This is a genomic window from Kribbella sp. NPDC051952 (assembly GCF_040680855.1).
In the GTDB taxonomy this organism is placed as follows: Bacteria; Actinomycetota; Actinomycetes; order Propionibacteriales; family Kribbellaceae; genus Kribbella.
The window spans coordinates 400,321-425,675 of sequence record NZ_JBFAXQ010000002.1; the positions used below are offsets into that span (position 1 = coordinate 400,321).

Below are 25,355 nucleotides of genomic sequence, written 5' to 3' on the forward strand. Positions count from 1 at the left end.
TAGCGGTTCACTCTCCACCCTTTTGCACGAATCCGCGGACGAACTCCTCGGCGTTCTCCTCGAGGACCTCGTCGATCTCGTCGAGGATCGAGTCGACGTCCTCGTCGAGCCGTTCCTTGCGCTCCTGGACGTCCTCGGACGCCTCGACCTGCTCGACCTCTTCCTCGGTCGACGAACGCTTCGGCTGCTTGTGTTGCTGACCGCCGTCCTTCGCCATGACACACCTCCTAGAACCGCCGCCTCTGCGATGCGGTCGCCCAACCGACCCTCGCAGTAACACTCATATGGCGACCCTACCCGGCGGCGCCCCCAGTGATGGTGCGAACCAGGTCACTCGCGGTGTCGCATTGGTCAAGAAGTGCCCCGACATGCGCCTTCGTGCCCCGCAACGGGTCCAGAGTCGGGATCCGTTGCAGTGACTCCTTACCGGGCAGATCGAAGATCACCGAGTCCCAGGAGGCGGCCGCGACCTGCGGTGCGTACTGCTGCATGCAACGGCCCCGGAAGTACGCGCGGGTGTCCACCGGCGGGTGTGAGACCGCCATCCGGATCTCCTCGTCGCTGACGATCCGCTGCATCCGGCCGGACTTCACCAACTTGTAGTAAAGACCCTTGTCCGGACGAAGGTCGGCGTACTGCAGGTCGACCAGGTGGAGCTTGGAGTCGTCCCAGTCCAGACCGTCACGATCACGGTACGACTGGAGCAGTTTGTACTTCGCCACCCAGTCGAGCTGGTCCGACAGCTTCATCGGGTCGATGGCGAGCTGGTCGAGCACCTGCTCCCAGCGGTGCAGCACGTCCTTGGTCTGCCGGTCCGCGTCGTCGCCGTACTTGTCCTCGACGTACTTGCGGGCCTGCTCCAGGTACTCCGTCTGCAACTGGACCGCGGTCAGCTTACGACCGTCCTTGAGCGTCATCAGGTGCGTACAGGTCGGGTCGTGGCTGACCTCGTGCAGCGTGGTGACCGGGCGGTCAACGCCGAGGTCGTCGGTCAGCCAGCCGTCCTCGATCATCGCCAGCACGAGTGACGTCGTACCGACCTTCAGGTACGTCGAGATCTCGGACAGGTTCGCGTCACCGATGATCACGTGCAGGCGGCGGTACCGGTCCGGGTTCGCGTGCGGCTCGTCGCGGGTGTTGATGATCGGCCGCTTCAGCGTCGTCTCCAGGCCGACCTCGACCTCGAAGTAGTCGGCCCGCTGGCTGACCTGGAAGCCGTGCGCGTTGCCGTCCTGGCCGATACCGACCCGGCCGGCGCCGGTGACCACCTGACGGCTCACGAAGAACGGCGTCAGGTGCCGCACGATCGACGCGAACGGGGTCGACCGGCGCATCAGGTAGTTCTCGTGCGAGCCGTACGACGCGCCCTTGTTGTCGGTGTTGTTCTTGTACAGGTTCAGCATCGGGGCGCCGGGGATCTGGCGGGCCTGCCGGGCCCCCTCCATGATCACCAGCTCGCCGGCCTTGTCCCACACCACCGCGTCCCGCGGGTTCGTCGTCTCGGGCGCCGAATACTCCGGGTGGGCGTGGTCGACATACAGCCGGGCGCCGTTGGTGAGGATGACATTGGCCAGCCCGGTCTCCTCGTCGGTGAGCTGGCTGGAGTCCGCCACCTCCCGGCTCAGGTCGAAGCCGCGCGCGTCCCGCAGCGGGTGCTCCTCGTCGAAGTCCCACCTGGTCTTGCGCGCGAGTGGCTGCGTCTGGGCGTAGCCGTTCACCACCTGGCTGGAGGTCAGCATCGGGTTGGCCCCGGGCTGTCCTGGAACCGAGATGCCGAACTCGGTCTCGGTCCCCATGATCCGCCGAACACTCATGCGAACGAGCCTACGCGGTACTGCCAGCTAAAGGGCTTGCTGTGTCCACAGGGTTACGTGTGAAACTGCCCGCGTGGACGAATTGGTGGCGATTCTGGACGAAGACAACCATGTCACCGGATCCGTACCACGCTCGGTGATGCGCCGCGACAACCTCCGGCACATGGCCACCGGGGTCGTCGTCCGGAATCCGGCCGGCGACATCTACGTGCATCGCCGTACGCCGATCAAGGACGTCTACCCAGGCCGGTACGACTTCACCGCCGGCGGGGTCGTCGTGGCCGGTGAGGTCCCGTACGACGCGGTGGTCCGGGAGTTGGACGAGGAGCTCGGGATCTCCGGGGTCGAGCTGATCCGGTTGCCGGAGGGCGACTACGCCGACGACAACACGAGGTACCACGCGTATCTCTACACCTGCGTCTGGGACGGCCCGGTGAAGCACCAGCCGGAGGAGGTGGAGTGGGGAGACTGGATGTCCCCCGCCGAACTCGTCGCCAAGCTGGACGAGTGGTCCTTCATGCCGGACGCGGTCGGCCTGCTCGGCTCGTACATCCGCAACCTCACCATCAACGAGGGCTGGGACAGCGAGGCCTGGTACGACGGTCCCTGGATCTACCGCAAACCACGCCGGCCTGAGGTCCGGCCTCGCCTTCTCGCCGAGACCACACTGCTCCCCTGGCTCGCCCCACAGCTCCCGTTGCCGGTCCCCGCTCCGGAGAGGACTACGGACGGCGTACGGCACTTGATGCTGCCCGGCTCACCTTTCACGGACGGCGGTACGGCGATCGGCCGCCAGCTCGGCGCCTTCCTCATGGCACTGCACGCCGTGGACCCATCCGAGGCGGTCGCTCACGGCGCGCAGGACGCCGAAACAGCGTTCGTGGCGAAGACCAGGACCCTGGACGAGTTCAGGGCGCAGGTGGTGCCGCTGCTGCCCACCGACGTCCACGCTGAGGCGAGCGCGCTGCTCGACCGCGTGGCCCGCGTCCGCACCTCGCTGATCCACTGCGACTTCGGACCCGATCACATCCTGATGACCGGCGACCGGGTAACCGGAATCATCGACTGGTCGGACGCAGAGGTCGGTGACCCCGCACTGGACCTCTGCTGGGTCCTCAACGGCGCACCAGCCGCCGTCGCGGCCGGTGTGACCGAGGTGTACGAGCCCTCCCCCGAACTCGTCGGGCGTGCGAAGGACTGGGCGAGGCTGTCGCCCTGGTACGGCGTCCACCGCGGCCTCCTGCTCGATCGTCCGGACGATGTCGACACCGGGCTCGGCGAGATTCTGACCCAGCTCTGATGCAACCATCGGGACCGTGGCTGGTCACTACCCGATGTGAACATCATCCTGACTGACGATACGGAGCCTGCCATGGCTACGGGATCCGGACCGCCGACCGAGCCCGACCCGGGCTCCGACCTGGACCTTTGGGAGCGTCTACGCGTCGGCGACCACTTCGCGCTGGGCGAGCTGTTCGACCGGTACGCCGACGACGTACGCGCCTTCGCATTCCGGCGCACCGCCTCCTGGAGTACCGCGGACGACGTCGTCCAGGCGACGTTCCTCAACACCTGGCGGCGCTTCCAGCGCAACCCGCCCGGCCCGCTGACCGGGCCAACTGCGCGCGGCTGGCTGTTGAAGGTGGCCGCCAACGAGAGCCGGAGTCTGTTCCGGACAGCGAACCGGTTGCGCAACCTGCTGGATCGCCTGCCCGACCCAGCGCCGGATCGCGATCACGCCGCCGACGTAGCCCGCCGGCTCGACGACGAACGCCGCATGTCGGCGATTCGTCGGGCCGTCGCCAAACTTCCCCGGCACGAGCGCGAGACCCTCGAGCTCGTCGTCTGGTCCGGCCTCACCATCGCCGAAGCCGCGGACGCCCTCGGCGTACCGGTCGGGACCGTCAAGGCCCGGCTGCACCGCACCCGTCGTCGTTTCCCCGACCTGCTCACCCGGGTCGCCCTCACCGAGGAGTTGTCATGACCACCCGACTCGACCCGCCGACCGTGCCCCCGCTGACCACCGCCGAGCGCTCCCGCCTCCGCAACCAGGTGATGGACAGAACACGCCCCACCACACACCGCCCGGCCACTCGCTGGATCGCTCCGATGGTAGGTGTCGGTGCCGTAGCCGCTGTCGCGGCCGGCACGCTCGTCGTCACCAACCGGCCGCCTGCCGACCCCGGGGTCGCCGGACCGGCTACGGCGGCAACGCCCACCGCTGCCCGCAGCAGCCTCGAAGTTGTGCCCGATGCCGAGGCGGCCGCCGCCTACGAGAAGTCGTGTGAGGACCGGATGCACCGGGTGCTCGAGCGGCCGCTCACGATTCGCTGGGCGCGACGGGTGCCAGGCCAGAAGGGCACCAACATCCTGATGATCGTCAAGGGGTCCGGAAAGTCCGGTATCGCGTCATGCCTGGCCCCCGGCGGAGGCGGCGTCTACCAGCAGGATGCGTTGGCGGGTCGGTGGAACAATCCACCGACGCAGAAAGAAGGTCTCGCGGGACTGACCTCCGGCAACTCGTCGGAAGAGGCGCCCAAGCCGGCGTCCCGGATGTGGACGCTCTACCGAGCTCGTCCGGAGATCGCACGGATCGAGTCGCGCATGGTCTGGAACGGCATCGCGAGTCCCTGGCAACGAGGCTACGTCGACAGCGGCTATGCCTACGCGGACAACCGGGTCGATGCGGTCGCCAATGCCCGCACCGTGCGTCAGGAGGTGCGGGCGTACGACGCTCAGGACCGGCTGCTCCCGATCCAGCCGAAGTAGCGCGGGTCAGCGGCGGCGGCCGGCGGCGCGGGCGATGTTGATCATGACGAGCCCGGCCCAGCTGATCACGACACCGAACGGGCCGATCATGTCCGCCGAGATCGCGGTGATCGGGATGGCCGCGACGACCGAGATGATCGCCAGGGCGAGCCCACCCGGGTCCTGCTCGCGGCTCGGGTGCGCCGGACGGACCGGCTCCGGCAGTACGCCGGGGTGCCGGTAGGCGTCCCGCTCGTCGAGCTTCGCCAGGAAGCTGTCGATGATCTCAGCCTCGTACTCCGGTCCCAGCTCCTGCCGTGCAGCCACAGCCGCCCGCAGATCCTTGCGCACCTCATCCGTCGCCATACCTGCAAGGTACGGCCGCCACCCGGCCGTACCAATCGGGGAAACCCCCCTATCGCACCGGGGGTTTTGTCTACCCCTCAGGGACAACGCAACCGCCCCTGGACACAAGGTCCAGGGGCGGTGCGTCGTACGACGTTTCCTACAGGTACTGACCTGTGTTCGTGGCCGTGTCGATGGAGCGGCCGGGCTCGGTGCCCTGCTTGCCGGAGATGAGCGTCCGGATGTAGACGATCCGCTCGCCCTTCTTGCCGGAGATGCGAGCCCAGTCGTCCGGGTTGGTCGTGTTCGGGAGGTCTTCGTTCTCCTTGAACTCGTCCACGCACGCCTGCAGCAGGTGCTGCACCCGCAGACCCTTCTGGTTCTCGTCCAGGTAGGCCTTGATCGCCATCTTCTTGGCCCGGTCGACGATGTTCTGGATCATCGCGCCCGAGTTGAAGTCCTTGAAGTACAGGACCTCCTTGTCGCCGTTGGCGTAGGTGACCTCGAGGAACCGGTTCTCGTCGGCCTCGGTGTACATCCGCTCGACGGTGCGCTGGATCATCCCGTTCACGCACTCCGCCTTGTCGCCGCCGAACTCGTTCAGGTCGTCGGTGTGCAGGGGCAGCGTGGTGGTCAGGTACTTCGAGAAGATGTCGCGGGCGGACTCGGCGTCCGGCCGCTCGATCTTGATCTTCACGTCCAGACGGCCGGGCCGCAGGATCGCCGGGTCGATCATGTCCTCACGGTTCGAGGCACCGATGACCAGGACGTTCTCCAGTCCTTCGACACCGTCGATCTCGCTCAGCAGCTGCGGGACGATGGTGTTCTCGACATCGGAGGAGACACCGGATCCGCGGGTGCGGAACAGGGAATCCATCTCGTCGAAGAACACGATCACCGGCATGCCCTCGGAAGCCTTCTCCCGGGCCCGCTGGAAGACCAGCCGAATGTGCCGCTCGGTCTCGCCGACGTACTTGTTCAGCAGCTCCGGACCCTTGATGTTGAGGAAGAAGGATTTCTGCCCTTCCACTCCGGTCCGCTCGGCGACCTTCTTGGCCAGCGAGTTCGCCACCGCTTTCGCGATCAGCGTCTTGCCACAGCCAGGTGGGCCGTAGAGCAGCACGCCCTTCGGCGGCTTGAGCTCGTGCTCCAGGAACAGGTCCTTGTGCAGGTACGGCAGCTCGACCGCGTCCCGGATCTGCTCGATCTGGCCGGACAGGCCACCGATCTGGGTGTAGTCGATGTCCGGGACCTCTTCGAGGATCAGCTCCTCGACCTCGGACTTCGGGATCTTCTCGTAGACATAGCCGGAGCGTGGCTCCAGCAGCAGCGAGTCGCCGGCCCGCAGGGCCTGGTCGAGCAGCGGCGAGGCGAGCCGGACGACCCGTTCCTCGTCGGCCTGCGCGATCACCAGTGCCCGCTCGCCGTCGGCCAGCAGCTCCTTCAGCATCACCACGTCGCCGACGACCTCGAAGTCACAGGCCTCGACCACGTTGAGTGCTTCGTTGAGCATCAGTTCCTGGCCGAGCTTGAGCCCGTCCAGGTCGATCGACGGGCTGGCCGCCACCCGGAGCTTGCGGCCCCCGGTGAACACGTCCAGCGTGTCGTCGTCGTTGCGTCCGAGGAAGGTGCCGAATCCGGAGGGCGGTTGAGCCAGCCGGTCGACCTCCTCCTTCAGGGCGATGATCTTCTCTCGCGCCTCCCGCAGCGTGTCCGCCAGCCGCTCGTTCTGAGCGGTGACACTCGCCAAGGAGGCCTGGGTTTCGGACAGCCTGCTTTCGAGCGACCGGCTGTCTGCCGGGTGCTCGAGTAGCCGACGTCGCAACGCCGCGACTTCGGCTTCCAGGTACCGGACCTGGTTACGCAGCTCTGCCGCGGTAGGACTCTCGTCTCCAGCCACGATCATCACCTCACCATGTGGGGCTCGACCCTATGGACCTTACCCAGAAAACCTCGCCGGGCAAGCTGAATCCCATCACGTGTCGGTTGCGGATGAACCTGTTGCCTTCGGCACATCCTCGGACGTGTCGGCTCGATCTGTCGCACGACGGGGCCCCTGGTAGTCGTCGCCGTACGCACCGGGCGCAGGTCGGCGCTTCTTCCGGGGGGCCTGGACTCCGTGCGCCATCCGACGCGCCGTCACCAGGAACGCGGTGTGACCCTGCATGCGGTGACCTGGCCGAACGGCCAGGCCTTCTACATGCCAGTCTCGCACGAGTGACTCCCACGCGCGCGGCTCGGTGAACTCGCCGTGTGCCCTCAGCGTCTCCACAAACCGGCTCAGCTGCGTCGTAGTGGCCACGTAGGCACAGAACACACCACCGGGTGAAAGAGCCGCAGCGACGGCGTCAACGCATTCCCACGGCGCCAGCATGTCGAGTACGACGCGATCCACATCCTGCTCGTCCAGCTTCTCGACCAGGTCGCCGACCTCGAGCCGCCAGGCCGGGTGTTCGCCGCCGAAGAAACCTTCCACGTTCTTGCGCGCGACCTGGGCGAAGTCGTCCCGGCGCTCGAACGAGATCACCTGGCCGTGGACCCCGACCGCGCGCAGCAGGGCCGTGGTCAGGGCACCTGACCCGGCGCCGGCCTCGACCACCTTCGCACCCGGGAAGATGTCGGCCATCGTGACGATCTGGGCGGTGTCCTTCGGATAGATGACCGCGGCACCCCGCGGCATGCTGACCGAGTAGTCAGCCATCAGCGGCCGCAGGGCGAGGTACTCGACGCCGCCCTTGGACTTGATCACCACCGCGTCCGGCCCGTCGATCAGGTCGTCGTGCGCGATCCCGCCCTTGGTGGTGTGGAAGATCTTCCCGCGCTCCAGGAACACCGAGTGCCGCCGGCCCTTGGAGTCCTGGAGGGTGATCCACTCCCCCGCTTGCAAGGTGCCGTGATGCACCCCGGAGTACGCCTGGTCAGGAAAGTCACGCAAGTCAGCCATAAGGCGCTCACCTTAACTTTGCGGGCCTACCGACCTGTAATTCAGCGCCCGCGGAAGGCTCGTTCGATGTCCGCAGTGGCGAGTACGCCGTAGACCGCGCCGGCGGCGTCGAGGACCAGGTACTCGGACGCGGGGTGTTCGCGGAGGGTGGCGAGGATCTCTTCGCCGGTGTCGTTGACGCCGATGATGTGGCCCGCGCCGATGCGGGTCGCGACCTCGCTCACGGTGGTCCACGGCCGCTGGTTCGGCGCGACCGCGGCGACCGCGGACTCGGACACGAGCGCGTGTGGTTTGCCTTCGCCGTCAATGACTACGACCGCGCCGGCATGGGCCTCAGCGGCCAGCCGGACCGCTTCGGAGATCGGCGTACCGGAGTGCACCGCGATCGCGCGGCGCGCCATGGTCCGGACCTGTAGCGCGGGCAGCTTGTTCCGGAGCCGGCCCTGCATCAGGGACGCGGTGGAACCCATCCACAGGAACCAGCCGACCAGCGCCGCGATGATGAAGTCGACGAAGCTCGCTTGCCGGTTCCAGACCTCTTCGAGCAGGACGGGCGCGGCCAGCACCACCAGCGCGAGCACCCGACCGGCCCAGGCGGCCACGATCGTGCCGGTGTGCATGTTGCCGGTGAACTTCCAGACCACGGCCCGCAGGACCCAACCGCCGTCCAGCGGAAGGCCGGGGAGGAGGTTGGTGACGCCAACGATCAGGTTGGCGACCCCGAGCTCCCACAGCGCGACGTACCCGACGCCCTCGTCGACCGCGCGGGAGCCGAAGTACGCGAGCCCGCCGACGATCAGGGACGCGACCGGGCCGACCACCGAGACGGCGAATTCCTCGAGCGGTGACTTCCGCTCGCCCTCGATGTGGGTGCCGGCCGCGAAGAAGCCGAGGTTGATCTCCGAGACCGGGATGCCGAACCGCATCGCCATCAGCGCGTGGGCCAGTTCGTGCACCAGGATCGACAGCGTGAACGCGATGACGAACGCGAACGCGGCCAGGTAGCGCCAACTGCCGAGGTCGGGGAACTGCTGCCCGATGATCGCGGCGAACCCGATCGCCAGCAGCATCGCCACCGGTAACCAGGTGAAACGCATGGTCAGCCGGATGCCGCGGATACGACCGAGAACCCAGGTCCCGGGCGGCGGTGGACCGGCCGGCTGGGCGGGGTTCTGAGGATCACGCGGTTCTGGCATCAGCCCAACGCTACTGGCAGTGCGGTAACACCGTGCTACACACCCACCGTCAAAGTGGCAACGTATCCCTGAGTTACGCCTCCGGTGACCGTCGCGAGCTGATGTACGCCGTCGTCGTCGCCGAACACGTTGTCATCTTCCAGGGAGGTACGGCGCAGGTTCTCGGCGCTGCCGTCGTACCCATCGGTGGCGTAAACGGCGTTGGAGGCGTTCTCGGGGAGGGCTAGTTGGGAGGTCCGGGTGATCTTGCCGGCGGCTGTTGCCTCGTCGAGGCCGGCGTAGACCTCGAAGTGGATGTGCGGCCAGCGGCCTTGGTACGCCGCCGGGTAGATCGTGGTGAAGGTGACCTTGCCGGTGGCGTCTGCGGCTTGGACGCCGCGGAGGTAGTTCTCGTCGGTCGCGCCGTCTGAGTAAAGGGAGTAGCGGCCCTGGGCGTCGCAGTGCCAGAGGTAGACGGCCGCACCTTCCAATGGGGTGTCGTTGTCGGCCTTGAGGACAGTGAGCTCAACCGTGAGTGGTACGCCGGACGCCGTGCCCGAGGCCGAGCCGAAGGATTTGGTGAGGTCGCGGCGGACGATGCCGGACTCGGTCAGCACATTCGGTCCGTTGGAACCGTCCCCCGGGAACGGGCCGCCGGTCTCCTCCGGAATCTGGTCGACGTCCGTCGAGCTGGTGGAAGGAGAAGCGCCCGTGGAAGCGGGAGAGCTGGGGTCGGTGGTGACCGAGTCGGCCTCGTCGGGCGAGCACCCAGCCACTGCGGCCAGCGCGCCTACCGCGAAGACGCCGAGGAACCGGCGGCGGCGCAGAGTGCCAAGGTCGTACTCCAGGCCGAGGTCGTGTTCACGCGGTGGCTTCGTCATGCGTCGAGTCTGGCAAGCCGAACCGATGGTCTGCCGAAAGTGGGCTGGGAGTTTGCTGGCAGGAGGTTTTCCACAGGTTGTGGGTGGTGCGTGCACGAAGTGTCGGCGCGAGCGCCTAGGGTTTTGGCATGAGCGTTGCGGTGGAAGTCGAAGTGCACGAGCATCCGCGTGCGGCCTTGTCGCCGTCCCGGGCCGCCGACTTCATGAGCTGCCCGCTGAAGTATCGCTTCCGCGTCATCGACCGACTGCCCGAGAAGCCTTCGTCGGCCGCCGTCCGCGGCACGGTCGTGCACGGCGTGCTGGAGCGTTTGTTCGACCTGCCGCGCGGTCAGCGGACGCTGGAGCACGCGGCCGAGATGCTCGAGCCGCAGTGGCAACACGTCCTCGAAGAGGAACCCGAGGTCGCCGAGCTGTTCGCGGAGGACGCGAGCGGCGAAGAGCTGGCCAAGTGGCTTGCCGAGGCGCACCAACTCCTCGGCAAGTACTTCACCCTCGAAGACCCGAACGCCCTCGAGCCGGCCGAGCGCGAGCTGTATGTCGAGACCGAGCTCGAGTCAGGCCTGGTCCTGCGGGGGTACGTCGATCGCCTCGACGTCGCGCCCACCGGTGAGATCCGCGTGGTCGACTACAAGACCGGTCGTTCGCCCTCGGAGTTCTTCGAGGCCAAGGCCCTGTTCCAGATGAAGTTCTATGCGCTGGTGCTCTGGCGGCTGCGCGGCGTCGTACCGGCGATGCTTCAGCTCGTCTATCTCGGCAACGGCGAGATCGTCCGGTACATCCCCGACGAGGCCGACCTGCGCGCCTGCGAGCGCAAGGTGTCGGCGCTGTGGACCGCGATCACCCGCGCGCTCGAGTCCGGTGACTGGCGGCCCAGCCCCGGCCCGCTCTGCGACTGGTGCGACCACAAGGCGATCTGCCCGGCCTGGGGCGGCACACCTCCCCCGCTGCCGACGCGTTCGGTGGAGGAAGTAGCCGCCGAATCCGCAGGTGTGGACCTGGTCGGCGTCGACGGCTGACGCCGTGAGGGCCAGCCACCGGCCGCGGAGGAACCCTCGGTGGATAGCGTTCGTCGCATGAGCGTGGGCGAATCGGCTGCGGTGCGAGCGGTTGCGGTGTGGAAGCGGTACGGCGGCGGTCAGACGCAGGTCGACGCCCTCGCCGACGTGAGTGCTGACTTCGGTAAGGGCCGCTTCACCGCGATCATGGGTCCCTCGGGCTCCGGGAAGTCGACCCTGCTGCACTGTCTGGCCGGGCTGGACAAGCCCACCGACGGGCAGGTCTTCCTCGGCGAGGTCGATCTGACCAAGCTGCCCGAGAAGCAGCTCACGCACCTGCGCCGGGACCGGATCGGGTTCGTCTTCCAAGCGTTCAACCTGGTGCCGACCCTGACCGCGCTGGAGAACATCACGCTCCCCGTCGACCTGGCCGGCCGCAAGCCCGACCAGGACTGGCTGACCACCGTCGTCGAGACGATCGGCCTCGCCGACCGTCTGGGCCACAAACCCTCCGAGCTGTCCGGCGGCCAGCAGCAGCGGGTGGCCTGCGCCCGTGCGCTGATCTCCCGGCCGGACGTGGTGTTCGCCGACGAGCCCACCGGCAACCTGGATTCGCGGTCGTCGGCCGACGTACTCGGGTTTCTGCATCGCTCAGTCCGCGAGTTCGGTCAGACCGTGGTCATGGTCACGCATGACCCGACCGCGGCGTCGTACGCCGATCGCGTCTTGTTCCTCGCCGACGGTGAACTGCAGTCCGAGCTGCTCGATCCGACCGCCGAGAGCGTGCTCGACACGATGAAGCAGCTCGACCCTGCCGTGGCCGGCTGATGTTCAAGCTCGGCCTCCGCTCGGTCCTCGCGCACCGGCTCCGCTTCGTGCTGTGCACGGTCGCGGTGCTGCTCGGCATCTCGTTCGCCGCCGGCGCGATGGTCTTCACCGACACCCTCTCCACTGCGCTCAAGAAGAACTTCAGCACCAGTACGGCGGACATCACCGTCACGCCGGCCAGCCCGATCGAGGCCCAGAGCAACCGTCCCCCGACCTTCCAGTCCGAACTGGTCGACCGCGTCGCCGCCGTTCCTGGCGTCGCCAGTGCGAACCCGCAGCTGCTGGTCAGCGACGTACAGATCCTCGATCCGGACGGCAAACCGATCGAGACCTACGGCCTGACCAGCTTCGGGTCGTCCTGGCCACGGGACGCGCGGACCGCGCCGTTCAAGCTGATCGACGGCACGCCGCCCTGGGGTACGACGCAGCTCGGCCTCGACCAGTCGACCGTCGGCCGCGAGGGCTACACGATCGGCGACGAGGTCCGGATCGTCACTCCGACCAGGGCCGTCACCGCCACCCTCACCGCGGTCACCACCCCTGGCCTGGCCGGGGTCTCGGCCGGCGCGCCACTGGTCACCTTCGACGCCACGACCGCGCAACTGCTCCTGCTCGGCAAGACCGGCTGGACCTCGATCAGCGTGGCCGTCAAACCCGGCAACGATCCGGAGACCGTCACCAAGGCGATCAAGAAGACCGTCGGCGCCTCGGTTCAGGTTCGCACCGCGGCCGAGGTCACGGCCGACGGGGAACACGACCTCGACAACACCTTCGGCGGCTTCAGCACCGTACTGGCGATGTTCGCCGGCCTGGCCTTGTTCGTCGGCACGTTCCTGATCGTCAACACCTTCGCGATGCTGGTCGCGCAGCGATCCCGCGAGCTCGCGATGCTCCGGGCGATCGGCGCCTCCCGCGGCCAGGTCACCAGCACGGTCATCGCCGAGGCGCTCGTGATCGGCGTGATCGGGTCCACCCTCGGCCTGTTGTTCGGTGTCGGCGTGGCCGCCGGGATCCGATTCTTCTACCAGCACCTCCATCTCCAGATCCCCACCACCTCGCTGCAGATCAACCCCTCCACGATCATCACCTGCTACCTGCTGGGGATCGGGGTCACGCTGGTGTCGGCGTACCCGGCGGCGCGGCGGGCCGGCAAACTCCCGCCGGTGGCCGCGATGCGGGACGACGTGACGATCCCGGAGCGTTCGCTGCTCGTCCGACTCCTGATCGGCATCTTCGTCCTGCTGATGGCGGCCCTGCTGTACGTACTCGGCGTGACCGCCGGCGACCTCCCGGGTGCCGTCCTGATCGGGCTCGGCGCCGCCCTCACCACCCTCGGCGTCGTGATGATCAGTCCGGTCATCAGCCGGTACGCCGTTCGCGCGCTGATGTGGCCGTTCGGCCGCAAGGCGCCGGTGACGCTCGGCCGGCGGAACGCCGAGCGGAATCCCCGGCGCACCTCGGCCACGGCGTCCGCGCTGATGATCTCGGTCGCGTTGGTCAGCGGTCTGCTCGTGATCGCCGCGACTGCGAAGGCCTCGATCGACAAGAGCATCACCGACGCGCTCGGCACCTCCGAACTCGTCATCACCTCCGACGGCCCGGACAGCTTCAGCACCCAGGTCGCCGACCGGGTCACGAAGGTCTCGGGCGTCGATGCGGTGCACCAGGTCCGGCAGCAGGAGGGCCAGGTCGGCAGCACCGGGGTGCGGATCAGCGGCGTCAGCGACGGCACCCTGGACGGGCCGATCATCGCGGACTTCGACGCCGGCTCGGCGGCGGCTCTGCGCGACGGCCAGGCCCTCCTCCCCCGCAACCTGGCCAAGTCGCTCGGGGTCGGCATCGGCAAGACGTTCGACCTGACCATGACAACGGGCAAGCACAAGCTCACCGTCGGCGGCATCCTGGCCCCGAACCGCCAGCTGAACACGATCGTGGTCTCGCTCCCGACGTACGAGGCCGTCGGCGGCGCGGCCACCGACTCGGTCCTGTACGTCGAAGTTGCCAAGGGCACCCAACCGGCGCAGGTCGGGACCGCCATCAGCGGGCAGCTCAAGGACTACCCGTCGATCCAGGTCCGGAACCAGTCCGAGTACGCCGCCGGCGCGCGGTCCCCGGTCAACCAGGCGAGCGCCGGAATCGGGATGCTGCTCGCCTTGGCGATCCTGATCGCGATCCTCGGCATCATCAACACGCTCGCCCTCGGGGTGATCGAGCGGACCCGCGAGATCGGCCTGCTGCGAGCGATCGGGATGGACCGCCCGCAGCTCAGCCGGATGCTGCAGGTCGAGTCGATCGCGATCTCGCTGCTCGGTTCGCTGTTCGGGCTCGCGATCGGGGTGCTGTTCGCGGCCTCGATCCAGTCCGCGATGGTCGACAGCGGTCTCGGCGTCCTCGACATCCCCGTGCTCCAGCTCGTCATCGCCGTACTGGCGTCCGCGCTCGTCGGCGTACTCGCTGCGGTCTGGCCATCACGCCGTGCAGCACGTTTGGACGTCCTCAGAGCGATCGCCACCGAGTGAGCACGACCTAAAGCCACACAGGGGAATCGCAGGTAGCCTGCGGTTGTGCCGGGCACTGTGCAGTCGATCGAGCGGGCTGCGGCCGTGCTGCGACTGCTGGCCGCCGCACCCGACGGACTTGGGGTCGCCGACCTGGGCAATGCGCTCGGCCTGGCCAAGCCGACCGTGCACGGCATTCTCCGCACGTTGCACCAGGTCGGGTTCGTCGAGCAGGACCACAGTGGTGCGCACTATCACCTGAGCGACGCCTTCGGTCGGCTCGGCGAGACCTACCTCGATCCGAACGAACTGCGCAGCCGCGCCATCAACTGGGCCGACTCCCTGGCCTCCCGCAGCGGCGAAGTGGTCCGCGTCGGCCGCCTGGTCGAAGGCAAGGTCGTGGTCGTCCACCACGTCTTCCGGCCGGACGACAGCGACCAGGACCTCGACGTCGGTACGACGCTCCCGCCGCACGCCACTGCCCTCGGCAAAGCCGTGCTGGCCTTCGACACCAGCGGCGCCGCCCGCCCGCGCAAGCTCGAGGCGTACACGACCCGGACCATCACCGACCCGGCCAAGCTCGCCGACGAACTGGCCGCCGTTCGCGCGCGCGGCTGGGCCGGCGAGTTCGAGGAACACACGGTGGAGCTGGCCAGCATCGCGGCCCCGATCCGTGGGCTCGGCGGCCTGGTCGTCGGGGCGGTCGGGATGGCCGGCCGGATCGAGCGGCTCTGCGACAGCCGGCTGCGGCACCGGTCCGATCTGGTCAGCATGGTGCGTGCTACCGCCGAAGCCATCGGCCGTGATCTCCGGGAGGACACCTGATGGTTCGTCGGGGGCAGCGCGATGGCTGAGCAGTATGTGGCGGCCGTGGACCAGGGGACGAATTCGACCCGATGCATTCTGTTCGACCGGCGCGGGCGGCTGGTGTCGGTGGCACAACGCGAGCATCACCAGCTCTTCCCGCGGCCGGGCTGGGTCGAGCACGACGCCGGCGAGATCTGGAACAACGTGACCCGGGTGGTGCCGGCCGCGATCAAGCAGATCGGTGCCGCACCGTCCCAGATCGTTGCCATCGGCATCGCCAACCAGCGTGAGACCAGCCTGCTCTGGGACCGGCTGACCGGCCGGCCGATCGGGCACGCGGTGACTTGGCAGGACACCCGGACGGACCGGCTCGTGACCGAGCTGGCCGGCAGCGAAGGCCCGGACCGGTTCGCGGAGCTGTGCGGCCTCCCGTTGACGACGTACTTCTCGGCGCCGCGGATCAAGTGGATGCTCGACCACACACCCGGCCTGCGGCAACGCGCGGAGCGTGGCGAGGTCCTGTTCGGCACGATGGAGAGCTGGCTGATCTGGAACTTCACCGGCGGCGCGAGCGGCGGCCTGCACGCCACGGACGTGACGAACGCCAGCCGGACGATGCTGATGAACATCGAGACACTCGAGTGGGACGACACCCTGCTGGAGGCGTTCGACGTACCGCGGGCGATCCTGCCGGAGATCCGGCCGTCGTCCGGGGTGTTCGCGACCGCGACCGAGGTCCTGCCCGGCGTTCGGATCGGCGCAGCGCTCGGAGATCAGCAGGCCGCGCTGTTCGGGCAAACCTGCTTCAGCGCCGGTGAGGCCAAGTGCACGTACGGCACTGGGTCGTTCCTGCTGCTGCACACCGGGCAGGAGATCGTTCGGTCGAAGCACGGCATGCTCACGACGGTCGCCTACCAGATCGGTCATCACCCGGCGTCGTACGCGCTGGAAGGGTCGATGGCGGTGACCGGCTCGCTGGTGCAGTGGTTCCGGGACGGGCTCGGCATGATCCACACCGCGGCCGAGATCGAGACACTCGCGCGCACGGTTGAGGACAACGGTGGCGCGTACATCGTGCCGGCGTTCTCCGGACTGTTCGCACCGCACTGGCGCAGCGAGGCGCGGGGCGTGATCGCCGGGCTCACCGGCTACATCACCAAGGGGCATCTGGCCCGCGCGGTGCTGGAGGCGACCGGGTTCCAGACGCTCGAGGTGGTCGACGCGATGAACGCCGACTCCGGGATCGCGCTGACCGCCTTGAAGGTCGACGGCGGAATGACGGCGAACAATCTGCTCATGCAATTCCTGGCCGATCTGCTCGACGTACCCGTGGTGCGACCGATGGTCACCGAGACCGTTTCGCTCGGGGCGGCGTACGCGGCCGGTCTGGCGGTTGGCTACTGGCCCGATCTCGAGGGATTACGCAGCAATTGGCATCGCGCCGGTCAGTGGTTGCCGCACATGGATCCGCGCCGCCGCGAGACCGAGTACACGAACTGGAAATCCGCCGTACAGCGCACTTTCAACTGGATCCGGCCCGAGGACCAGAGCCTTTAGCAAGCCTTTCGGGGAGATTCGAAGAGCGTCAACCGTGATGTGGTTGTCAAACGCTTGATACAGCGGCTGCCTAACGTCCTGAGCTCGTAGGAACACCTACTCGGGAGGAAAAAGGCTCATGTTTTCAACTGGAAAATTGCTCGCGGCCATGGCGCTGGGGACGGCGAGCGTGGCGGTCGCCCCGCTGACCGCGAACGCACAGACGCTGCAGATCACCCACATCACCTGCAGCGAGCAGGAGGACAACACCGGCGCCGACGACATCTACCTACAGGTGGACGGCAGCACCGTGATGGAGCCGATCCAGTTCGTCAAGGGCGACAGCAAGGACATCTCCGGCGTCGGCGTCGACGTGGGCAAGGTGCTGGTGATGCGGGAAGGTGACTTCCCGGACGACGACGACAACCTCGGCCAGAAGAAGATCACCGGTCCGGGCAACTACTCGTTCACCGACGACGGTGCCAACTACACGGTGACAGTGGGCTGACAGGGGGCTGACAGACCGCGGTGGGGAGGCCGAGCCTCCCCACCGACCGGTCAGGCCGGGGACACGATGTCCGGCGCACCCAGGCGGACCTTGTCGGCCGACTCGTCGTCGGGCTGGTCCTGGGAGTCGCGCTCGGACTGGACCCGCTGCACGTAGAACGAGACCTCGCGCTCGATCGTCGCCTCGTCCCAGCCGAGGATCGGGGCGACGAGCCGGGCTGCTGCCTCGGCGGCGCCGACACCACGGTCCCAGGCCTCGATCGAGATCCGGGTTCGGCGGGCGAGGATGTCGTCGAGATGCCGAGCACCTTCGGCCTTGGCGCCGTACACGATCTCGGCCTTCAGGTAGTCCTGCGTGCCAGGCAGTTGCTCACCGAGCGACGGGTCCTCCTCGACCAATGCGAGGACCTCGTCGACCAGAGCGCCGTACCGGTTCAGCAGGTGCTCGATCCGGGCCACGTGCAGGCCGGAGCGCTGGGCGATCAGGTGCCGCTGGTTCCACAGGGCGTGGTAGCCGTCGGCGCCGACCAGCGGGATGTTCTTGGTGACGCTCTTCGGCACCCGGCCGTCGAGCGCGTTCGCGGCCGCGTCGACGGCGTCCTTGGCCATCACCCGGTACGTCGTGTACTTGCCACCGGCAACGACTACGAGACCCGGCGCGGCGTGCGCGACGACGTGCTCACGGGACAGCTTGGACGTGCTCTCGGACTCACCGGCGAGGAGCGGACGCAGACCGGCGTACACACCCTCGACGTCCTCGCGGGTCAGCGGTGTCGTCAGTACCGCGTTGACGTGGTCGAGCAGGTACTCGATGTCCTTGCTGGTCGCGGCCGGGTGGGCCTTGTCCAGGTGCCAGTCGGTGTCCGTCGTACCGATCAGCCAGTGCCGGCCCCACGGGATGATGAACAGCACGGACTTCTCGGTCCGCAGGATCATCCCGGTGCTGGACTGGATCCGGTCCTTCGGGACGACCAGGTGGATACCCTTCGAGGCGCGGACGTGGTACTGGCCGCGCTCCCCCACCATCGCCTGGGTGTCGTCGGTCCAGACACCCGTCGCGTTCACGACCTGCTTGGCCCGGACCTCGAACTCGCGGCCGCTCTCCAGGTCCTTCGCCTGGACACCGGTGACCCGCTCGCCCTGACGCAGGAAACCGGTGACCTTCACCCGGTTCGCCACGTGAGCGCCGTACGACGCCGCCGTACGCGCGAGCTCCATCGTGTGCCGGGCGTCGTCGACCTGGGCGTCGTAGTACTGCAGTGCGCCGATCAGCGCCGACTTCTTCAGTGACGGGGCCAGCCGCATCGCGCCCCGGCGGGTCAGGTGCCGGTGGATCGGCAGTCCGGCGCCGAGACCCGAGCTGACCGCCATACCGTCGTACAGCGCGACGCCGGCGCCGGCATAGAACCGCTCCCACCAGCGGTGCTGGAGCGGGTAGAGGAACGGCACCGGCTTGACCAGGTGCGGTGCCAGGCGTTGCAGGAGCAGACCGCGCTCCTGCAACGCCTCGTGTACGAGTCGGAAGTCGAGCATCTCCAGATAGCGCAGCCCACCGTGGACCAGCTTGCTGGACCGGCTGGACGTACCGCTGGCGAAGTCACGCGCCTCCAGCAGTCCGGTGGTGAGGCCACGGGTCGCGGCGTCCAGGGCCGACCCCGCGCCGACCACCCCGCCACCGATCACCAGGACGTCCAGTTCCCGTCCGTCGGCCATCGCGTCGATCGCTTCGGCCCTCGCCTGCGGTGACAGTGCCACTACGCCCACTGTGGTGTTCCTTCCGAATTCGTAGGTACTACGAGGTCAGTCGACGTCTACCCAGTCAAGGGTGCGCTGGACTGCCTTCTGCCAACCGGCGTACCCCTTGGCACGCTGTTCGTCCGTCCACTGCGGCTCCCACCGCTTGTCCTCGTTCCAGTTCTGCACCAGCTCGTCGGTGTTCTTCCAGAACCCGACCGCGAGACCGGCCGCGTACGCCGCGCCGAGTGCCGTGGTCTCCGCGACGACCGGCTTGCTCACCGGTACGCCGAGGATGTCGGCCTGCATCTGCATGGCCAGCTCGTTGGCGGTCACACCGCCGTCCACCTTCAGTACGTCGAGCGTCACGCCGGAGTCCTTCTCCATCGCGTCGGAGACGTCCTTGCTCTGGTAGCAGATCGCTTCCAGTGTTGCGCGCGCCAGGTGAGCGTTGGTGTTGAAGCGGGACAACCCGACGATCGCACCGCGCGCGTCGGACCGCCAGTACGGCGCGAACAGACCGGAGAACGCGGGGACGAAGTACACGCCACCGTTGTCCTCGACCTGCCGGGCCAGCGTCTCGGTCTCACTCGCACCGGAGATGATTCCGAGCTGGTCCCGCAGCCACTGGACCGCGGAACCCGTCACCGCGATGGAACCCTCCAGCGCGTAGACCGGTGCCTCGTCGCCGAACTTGTAGCACATCGTGCTGAGCAGACCGGCCTTCGACCGGACCAGCTCGGTGCCGGTGTTCAGCAGCATGAAGTTGCCGGTCCCGTAGGTGTTCTTCGCCTCGCCCGGGTTGAAGCAGACCTGACCGACGGTCGCCGCCTGCTGGTCACCGAGGTCGCCGGTCAGCGGCAGCACGCCGCCCACCGGGCCGTTCGCCAGCGTCTCGCCGTACGCGTTCGGGTCCGACGACGGCCGGATCTCCGGCAGCATCTGCCGCGGGATGTTGAAGAACGAGATCAGCTCGTCGTCCCAGTCGAGCGTCTCGAGGTTCATCAGCATGGTCCGGCTGGCGTTCGTCACGTCGGTGATGTGTACGCCGCCGTCCGTCCCGCCGGTGAGGTTCCACAGCAGCCAGGTGTCGGTGTTGCCGAACACGGCGTCACCGGCCTCGGCGGCCGCCCGGACCCCGTCGACGTTCTCGAGGATCCACTGCACCTTGCCGGCCGAGAAGTACGTCGCCGGCGGCAGGCCGGCCTTCTGCCGGATCACGTCGCCCTTGCCCTCGCGGTCGAGGGCCGAGGCGATCCGGTCGGTCCGGGTGTCCTGCCAGACGATCGCGTTGTAGTACGGCCGCCCGGTCTTGCGGTTCCAGACCACCGCGGTCTCGCGCTGGTTGGTGATGCCGAGCGCCGCCAGGTCGCTGGCCTGCAGGTTGTTCGCGTTCAGGGCGGTCCGGATCACCGAACTGGTCCGCTCCCAGATCTCCACCGGGTTGTGCTCGACCCAGCCGGCCTGCGGCAGGATCTGCTCGTGCTCCAGCTGGTGTTTGCCCACCTCGTTGCCGGAGTGGTCGAAGATCATGAACCGGGTACTCGTCGTGCCCTGGTCCACGGCACCGACGAAGTCAGCCATGGAAAGTCCTTTCCTCACACTCGGTCGAACTCATACGGTCTTTTCCTCGGGAATCCGGCCGGGCTCTTCTTCCTCGTCCGAGATCGGCAGGTTGCGGCCGACGAGCAGGTCGTACAGGAACGCGCCGACCAGGGCGCCGATGATCGGTGCCACGATCGGCACCCAGAAATAGATGTCCCCGAACTGATCCTTGAAGGCTCCGCCGTACCCGGTGAAGAACGACGCCAGCCGGGGGCCGAAGTCACGGGCCGGGTTGATCGCGTAGCCGGCGTTGGTGCCCCACGCCATGCCGATGCCGACCACGAGCAGGCCGACGATGAGCGGCGCCAGGTTCGCGGCCGGCGAGGTGTTGCGCAGGTCGGTGATGGCCAGGATCACCATCATCAGGATCGCCGTACCGATGATCTGGTCGCGGAAGCCGCCCCACATGTGGACGCCGAGGTCGAGGCTGCCGTTACCGGGCAGCGTGGAGAAGATGCCCTGGCTCTTGATCGTGTGCCCGGGGTCGAACTTGCCGATCGCCTCGGTGTAGTTCCAGCGAACTACGAGCGCCGCCAGGAACGCCCCGAGGAACTGGGCCACCGAGTACGGCAGCACCTTGCGCCAGCTGAAACCGCGGAACGCCGCCAACGCGATCGTCACCGCCGGGTTGAGATGCGCACCGGTCATCCGGCCCGCAACGTAGATACCCAGCGTCACACCGAGCCCCCACGCCCAGGAGATCGAGTCGTGATCTCCGATCCCGCCTGCCACCACCTGCGCCACCACACCGACGCCGAACAGGATCAGGATGAACGTTCCCGCGAGCTCCGCGGAACACTCCCCCAGAAGGGTTTTCGCTTTGACCGCTTCGGTCGTAGCCATGCCGAGCCTCCCTTCCACGCCGTGACGACCACGGCTGGCTGGAATCTAAGAGCGATCGCGAGGCGGCACAACGCTCACCGTTCGACATTGTCGAACGACCTCCTCCGCACCGTCGGCTGCGACACCCGCTGTGATCTCACCGCAGCAACCAGGTACCTGCCGGCCGTCCGAACACAGCTGGGTGCAACAACCCAACCATTTGGCGGCGTCGTTACATCAAGGTGGGTAGATCGAGATGAGGGGGTCAGATGGCCGACGGGTTCGCCGAGTTCGCTACCAGCCGGCACGGGGCGCTCTATCGGTACGCCTACCTGTTGGCCGGTGAGCGGGGTCTGGCGGAGGACCTGGTCCAGGAAGCCCTGGTCAAGACGTACGTCGCTTGGCGTCGCCTACGGGATCCCAACAACGCCGAGGCCTACACCCGTCGGGTGATCACGACGACCGCGATCTCCTGGTGGCGGCGTAAGTCGTGGCGGGCCGAGCGCCCGAATGACGACGTACCCGATCGGCCGGCGGACGCGGATGACGCGACCGCGCGGATCTGGTTGTGGCACGAGCTTCAGCAACTGCCGCCGCGGCAACGCGCGGCGCTGGTGCTGCGGTACTACGAGGACATGACCGAGCCACAGACCGCCGAGGTCCTCGGCTGCAGTGTCGGGACCGTGAAGAGCCAGGTCTCGGATGCTCTGAAGAAACTGCGCGCACGGCTGGGTGACGACGTCGTACTGATCGTCGGGAAGGCAGGGATGACGGAATGAATGACTTGCTCAAGGACACGCTCACCGAGCGCGCGGACGGCGCCGAACCGCCTGCCCTCGATCTGGACGGAATCGTCTCGGCAGGCGATCGTCGGATCGGCCGTCGCCGTGTCACCGCGATCCTCGGCGGTGCCGTGGTCACCGCGGCGGGCATCACGGGCGGACTCTCGATCGCCCGGCGGGTCGACGATCGCCCGGCCCCGGCGACCCCACTTCCCTTCACCGAACGCCGGGCCACGTACGCCATCGGCGGCGAGATCCACTTCGGGCCCGACATCATCTCCGTGGCGCCGCACAAGGTCGGTGCCTTCGTCCAGACCGATGCGGGATTCGTCTTCCTCACCGAGGACCAGAACGAGATCTACGTGGCGGACCGGTCGGGCGTCCGTCCGCTCGGCAAGAGCGCGTGGCGCCTGACGGCCGGCAATCACGGCAATCTGGTCGCCTGGGTCGAGGACGGCACGAAGGAGAGTCAGTCGGTCGTCTACGACGTAGCCGCCGGCCGCGAGGTCGTCCGTACGGCGCTCGGCAACAAGCGTGGACCGATGCTCGACCTGGTGATGGGTCCGCGGATCCCCGCCATCGACGGCGACGCCGTCTATCTGGGCGCCATCAACGGCCTCTACCGCTGGGATACCAGCACCGGGAAGAACACCTTCATCGCCGCCGAAGGGCTTCCCAACGCAGTGCGGGGAGTCTCGTCCGGTCAGTACCTCTACGTGGATCCCGCGCAGCATCCACAAAAGGTCACCAGGCTGCTGCTCGGGCCGTCCCCGAAAGACACCGCCGGCCGCGCGTTCCCGGGCCGGCAGGGCTACCTCTCACCCAGCGGCGGCTACGTGGTCGCGGGTCCCGCCGACAACATGTACGGCGAGCCCGGGGCCGCCGCGCTCGACCTGTACGCCGCGAAGACAGGCGCCAGGCTCGCGTTGCGGCACCCCGACCATCCACGCCTGATCTTCAGCCAGTGGCTCAACGACACCACCTTCACGGCGGTCGGGCTCCGACCCGGCAAGAACTCGCCGGTCGACCTGCTCACCTGCTCGGCCACGGCCCTGACCTGCGAGGTCAGTGCCGAGGCCTTCTCCACCTACACGTTCGACAAGACCCCGCCGATCACGACGCCGTTCGCCGTACCGCTGGGAACGCCGATCATTCAGTACTTCAACTGAGAACGGCCTCGGAGGGCTTGCCGCCAGGCTGGTTCTCTGGGAAGTGGCAGGCGGTCTGGTGACCAGGGGCGAGCTCGACCAGCGGCGGCTCGGTGGTCTTGCAGATGTCCTGAGCCTTCCAGCACCGGGTGTGGAAGCGACACGCGGGCGGCGGGTTGATCGGGCTCGGGACGTCGCCCTGCAGCCGGATCCGCTCCTGCTTGCCCTTGCGCTTGGTGTCCGGCACCGGGACCGCCGACAGCAACGCGACCGTGTACGGGTGCATCGGCGTCTCGTAGAGATCGACGCGGTTGGCCAGCTCGACGATCTTGCCCAGGTACATCACGGCGACCCGGTCCGAGACATGCCGTACGACGGACAGGTCGTGCGCGATCATCACGTACGTCAGGTCGAACTCGCTCTGGAGGTCCTCCAGCAGGTTCACGACCTGGGCCTGGATCGACACGTCCAGCGCCGACACCGGCTCGTCGGCGACGATCAGCTTCGGCCGCAGTGCGAGCGTACGGGCGATGCCGATGCGCTGCCGCTGTCCGCCGGAGAACTCGTGCGGGTAGCGGTTGTAGTGCTCCGGGCTCAGGCCGACCAGCTCGAGCAACTCCTGCACAGCCTTCTTCACGCCGTGCTCGGTCTTCACGTTCTGCAGCTTGAACGGCGCGCCGACGATCTTGCCGACCGTGTGCCGCGGGTTCAGCGAACCGTACGGGTCCTGGAAGATCATCTGTACGTCGCGACGCAACGGGCGCATCTGGCCCTCGCGCAGGTGGCTGATGTCGCGGCCCTCGAACTGGATCGTGCCGGACGTGGGCTCGAGCAGCCGGGTCAGCAGCCGGCCGGTCGTGGTCTTGCCGCAGCCTGACTCACCGACCAGCGACAACGTCTCGCCGCGGGTCACGTTGAAGGTCAGGCCGTCGACCGCCTGTACCGCGCCGACCTGGCGCTGCATGACGCCCTTGCGAATCGGGAAGTGTTTGACGAGTCCGTCGACCGACAGGATCTCCTCGCCCAGCTTCGGGACGACAGGCGTCGGTTCGGTGTCAGCGGTGGTCCCTGGAGTTGTCACTGGCGTCGTCCCGTTCACAGCTTCGGCTTGATGTCGGTCTCCCACGCGTGCTGGCGATCCTGCGGGGAGAGATGGCAGGCGACCATGTGGCCGTTCCCGGTGTCGAGCAGCTCCGGCCGATCCGTCTCGCTGGCGCCGCCGTTCAGGTGCGCGTAGTTGCAGCGCGGGTTGAACGCACAGCCGTTCGGGACGTTGATCAGGCTCGGCGGGGTGCCCTTGATCGGGATCAGCCGCTCGCTGCGCTCACGGTCGATCCGCGGCATCGAGCCGAGCAGACCCCAGGTGTACGGGTGCTGCGGGTCGTCGAAGATCTCCTCCGCGGTGCCGTACTCGGCCGCGCGGCCGGCGTACATCACCTGGATGTCGTCGGCGAGCTCGGCGACCACGCCGAGGTCGTGGGTGATGATGATGACGGCGGAGTTGAACTCGCGCTGCAGGTCCCGGATCAGGTCCAGGATCTGCGCCTGCACGGTCACGTCGAGCGCGGTCGTCGGCTCGTCCGCGATCAGCAGGTCGGGGTCACACGACAGCGCCATCGCGATCATCGCGCGCTGCCGCATACCGCCGGAGAACTGGTGCGGGTAGGCGTCCACCCGCCGGTCGGGCTGCGGGATGCCGACCCGGTCGAGCATCTCGATCGCGTGCTTGCGCGCGACCTGCTTGCTGACCTGGTTGTGCACCCGGTACGCCTCGATGATCTGGTGCCCGACCGTGTAGAACGGGTGCATCGCCGACAGCGGGTCCTGGAAGATCATCGCCATCCGCTTGCCGCGCAGCAACCGGACCTCTTCGCGCGACGACGAGACCAGGTCCTGTCCGTCCAGGAAGATCTCGCCACTGATCCGGGCGACACCCGGCGGGTGCAGGCCCATGATCGACAGGCTCGTCACGCTCTTGCCCGAGCCCGACTCCCCCACGATGCCGAGGGTCTTGCCGCGCTCGAGCTTGAACGAGATCCCGTCGACGGACTTCACCACACCGTCGTCGGTCGGGAAGTGCACGCGCAGGTCGCGGACGTCGAGGAACGCCTCGCCGCGGGGAACCCGCTGCACGGTCTCCCGTTGCGCGGGGTCCCGCTGAACGGTGTCCTCCTGCACGGTGTCCT

General features: G+C 67.7%; 23 protein-coding genes. 11 read left to right on the forward strand and 12 right to left on the reverse strand.

The genetic code is table 11. The features are described from left to right. Positions 1-7: 7 nt before the first annotated feature. Together AB0L70_RS06540 and dop are read right to left on the reverse strand one after the other, a co-directional pair. Positions 8-217 (reverse strand): ubiquitin-like protein Pup, encoded by a 210-nt coding sequence (locus AB0L70_RS06540; protein ID WP_130448384.1) that lies wholly within the window; start codon positions 215-217, stop codon positions 8-10. 76 nt (positions 218-293) lie between these two features. After that, complete coding sequence (gene dop / locus AB0L70_RS06545) at positions 294-1,814, reverse strand: depupylase/deamidase Dop (protein ID WP_363680713.1); 1,521 nt, start codon at positions 1,812-1,814, stop codon at positions 294-296. A gap of 73 nt (positions 1,815-1,887) precedes the next feature. Between dop and AB0L70_RS06550 the strand changes: the two genes are divergently transcribed. From AB0L70_RS06550 to AB0L70_RS06560, 3 genes are all read left to right on the forward strand, one after another. Then, on the forward strand, positions 1,888-3,114 hold the full coding sequence (locus AB0L70_RS06550) for a phosphotransferase (RefSeq protein ID WP_363680715.1): 1,227 nt from the start codon (positions 1,888-1,890) through the stop codon (positions 3,112-3,114). Positions 3,115-3,186: 72 nt separating this feature from the next. After that, on the forward strand, positions 3,187-3,798 hold the full coding sequence (locus AB0L70_RS06555; RefSeq protein WP_363680717.1) for an RNA polymerase sigma factor: 612 nt from the start codon (positions 3,187-3,189) through the stop codon (positions 3,796-3,798). Then, on the forward strand, positions 3,795-4,583 hold the full coding sequence (locus AB0L70_RS06560; protein ID WP_363680719.1) for a hypothetical protein: 789 nt from the start codon (positions 3,795-3,797) through the stop codon (positions 4,581-4,583). Before AB0L70_RS06555 ends, AB0L70_RS06560 begins: the two co-directional genes overlap by 4 nt. A gap of 6 nt (positions 4,584-4,589) precedes the next feature. On the opposite strand, the gene AB0L70_RS06565 is transcribed toward AB0L70_RS06560, so the two are convergent. From AB0L70_RS06565 to AB0L70_RS06585, 5 genes are all read right to left on the reverse strand, one after another. Further along, positions 4,590-4,928 (reverse strand): hypothetical protein, encoded by a 339-nt coding sequence (locus AB0L70_RS06565; protein WP_363680721.1) that lies wholly within the window; start codon positions 4,926-4,928, stop codon positions 4,590-4,592. 139 nt (positions 4,929-5,067) lie between these two features. Beyond that, entirely contained in the window at positions 5,068-6,813 is a 1,746-nt protein-coding gene (gene arc / locus AB0L70_RS06570) for a proteasome ATPase (protein ID WP_363680723.1), read from the reverse strand. Positions 6,814-6,882: 69 nt separating this feature from the next. Beyond that, on the reverse strand, positions 6,883-7,851 hold the full coding sequence (locus AB0L70_RS06575) for a tRNA (adenine-N1)-methyltransferase (protein ID WP_363680725.1): 969 nt from the start codon (positions 7,849-7,851) through the stop codon (positions 6,883-6,885). A gap of 41 nt (positions 7,852-7,892) precedes the next feature. Continuing rightward, the gene (locus tag AB0L70_RS06580; protein WP_363680727.1) at positions 7,893-9,047 is read right to left on the reverse strand and encodes a site-2 protease family protein; all 1,155 of its coding nucleotides are present in this window, start codon (positions 9,045-9,047) and stop codon (positions 7,893-7,895) included. Positions 9,048-9,082: 35 nt separating this feature from the next. After that, a complete protein-coding gene (locus AB0L70_RS06585; protein ID WP_363680729.1) occupies positions 9,083-9,907 on the reverse strand; it encodes an intradiol ring-cleavage dioxygenase in 825 nt (274 codons plus the stop codon). Between the two features lie 128 nt (positions 9,908-10,035). Here AB0L70_RS06585 and AB0L70_RS06590 point away from each other — a divergent pair, with 128 nt between their 5' ends. The 6 genes from AB0L70_RS06590 (at position 10,036) to AB0L70_RS06615 (ending at position 17,079) form a co-directional block, all read left to right on the forward strand. Then, entirely contained in the window at positions 10,036-10,923 is an 888-nt protein-coding gene (locus tag AB0L70_RS06590) for a PD-(D/E)XK nuclease family protein (protein ID WP_363680731.1), read from the forward strand. Between the two features lie 57 nt (positions 10,924-10,980). Beyond that, positions 10,981-11,730, forward strand: a complete 750-nt coding sequence (locus AB0L70_RS06595; RefSeq protein ID WP_363680733.1) for an ABC transporter ATP-binding protein — start codon at positions 10,981-10,983, stop codon at positions 11,728-11,730. After that, positions 11,730-14,249: an FtsX-like permease family protein gene (locus AB0L70_RS06600; protein WP_363680735.1), complete on the forward strand. Its 2,520-nt coding sequence runs from the start codon at positions 11,730-11,732 to the stop codon at positions 14,247-14,249. The genes AB0L70_RS06595 and AB0L70_RS06600 overlap by 1 nt, the downstream gene beginning before the upstream one ends. A 45-nt stretch (positions 14,250-14,294) precedes the next feature. Beyond that, positions 14,295-15,053 (forward strand): IclR family transcriptional regulator, encoded by a 759-nt coding sequence (locus AB0L70_RS06605; RefSeq protein ID WP_363680737.1) that lies wholly within the window; start codon positions 14,295-14,297, stop codon positions 15,051-15,053. 21 nt (positions 15,054-15,074) lie between these two features. Then, entirely contained in the window at positions 15,075-16,592 is a 1,518-nt protein-coding gene (gene glpK / locus AB0L70_RS06610) for a glycerol kinase GlpK (protein WP_363680739.1), read from the forward strand. Positions 16,593-16,710: 118 nt separating this feature from the next. Beyond that, positions 16,711-17,079: a hypothetical protein gene (locus AB0L70_RS06615; protein WP_363680741.1), complete on the forward strand. Its 369-nt coding sequence runs from the start codon at positions 16,711-16,713 to the stop codon at positions 17,077-17,079. 50 nt (positions 17,080-17,129) lie between these two features. Here the strand turns inward: AB0L70_RS06615 and AB0L70_RS06620 are convergent, their stop codons facing one another. The 3 genes from AB0L70_RS06620 to AB0L70_RS06630 are packed head-to-tail and all read right to left on the reverse strand — an operon-like array spanning position 17,130 to position 21,260. After that, complete coding sequence (locus tag AB0L70_RS06620) at positions 17,130-18,842, reverse strand: glycerol-3-phosphate dehydrogenase/oxidase (protein ID WP_363680743.1); 1,713 nt, start codon at positions 18,840-18,842, stop codon at positions 17,130-17,132. Positions 18,843-18,878: 36 nt separating this feature from the next. Then, positions 18,879-20,396, reverse strand: a complete 1,518-nt coding sequence (glpK, locus tag AB0L70_RS06625) for a glycerol kinase GlpK (RefSeq protein ID WP_363680745.1) — start codon at positions 20,394-20,396, stop codon at positions 18,879-18,881. A gap of 30 nt (positions 20,397-20,426) precedes the next feature. Beyond that, positions 20,427-21,260, reverse strand: a complete 834-nt coding sequence (locus AB0L70_RS06630; protein WP_363680747.1) for an MIP/aquaporin family protein — start codon at positions 21,258-21,260, stop codon at positions 20,427-20,429. Between the two features lie 248 nt (positions 21,261-21,508). Here AB0L70_RS06630 and AB0L70_RS06635 point away from each other — a divergent pair, with 248 nt between their 5' ends. Continuing rightward, complete coding sequence (locus AB0L70_RS06635) at positions 21,509-22,018, forward strand: SigE family RNA polymerase sigma factor (RefSeq protein ID WP_363680749.1); 510 nt, start codon at positions 21,509-21,511, stop codon at positions 22,016-22,018. Next, positions 22,015-23,190, forward strand: coding sequence for a hypothetical protein (locus AB0L70_RS06640; protein ID WP_363680751.1), 1,176 nt, complete (start codon positions 22,015-22,017; stop codon positions 23,188-23,190). Before AB0L70_RS06635 ends, AB0L70_RS06640 begins: the two co-directional genes overlap by 4 nt. Here AB0L70_RS06640 and AB0L70_RS06645 read toward each other — a convergent pair. Continuing rightward, positions 23,183-24,196, reverse strand: coding sequence for a dipeptide ABC transporter ATP-binding protein (locus AB0L70_RS06645; RefSeq protein ID WP_363680914.1), 1,014 nt, complete (start codon positions 24,194-24,196; stop codon positions 23,183-23,185). The genes AB0L70_RS06640 and AB0L70_RS06645 overlap by 8 nt on opposite strands. A gap of 68 nt (positions 24,197-24,264) precedes the next feature. Beyond that, positions 24,265-25,302 (reverse strand): ABC transporter ATP-binding protein, encoded by a 1,038-nt coding sequence (locus AB0L70_RS06650; protein ID WP_363680916.1) that lies wholly within the window; start codon positions 25,300-25,302, stop codon positions 24,265-24,267. Positions 25,303-25,355: the final 53 nt, after the last annotated feature.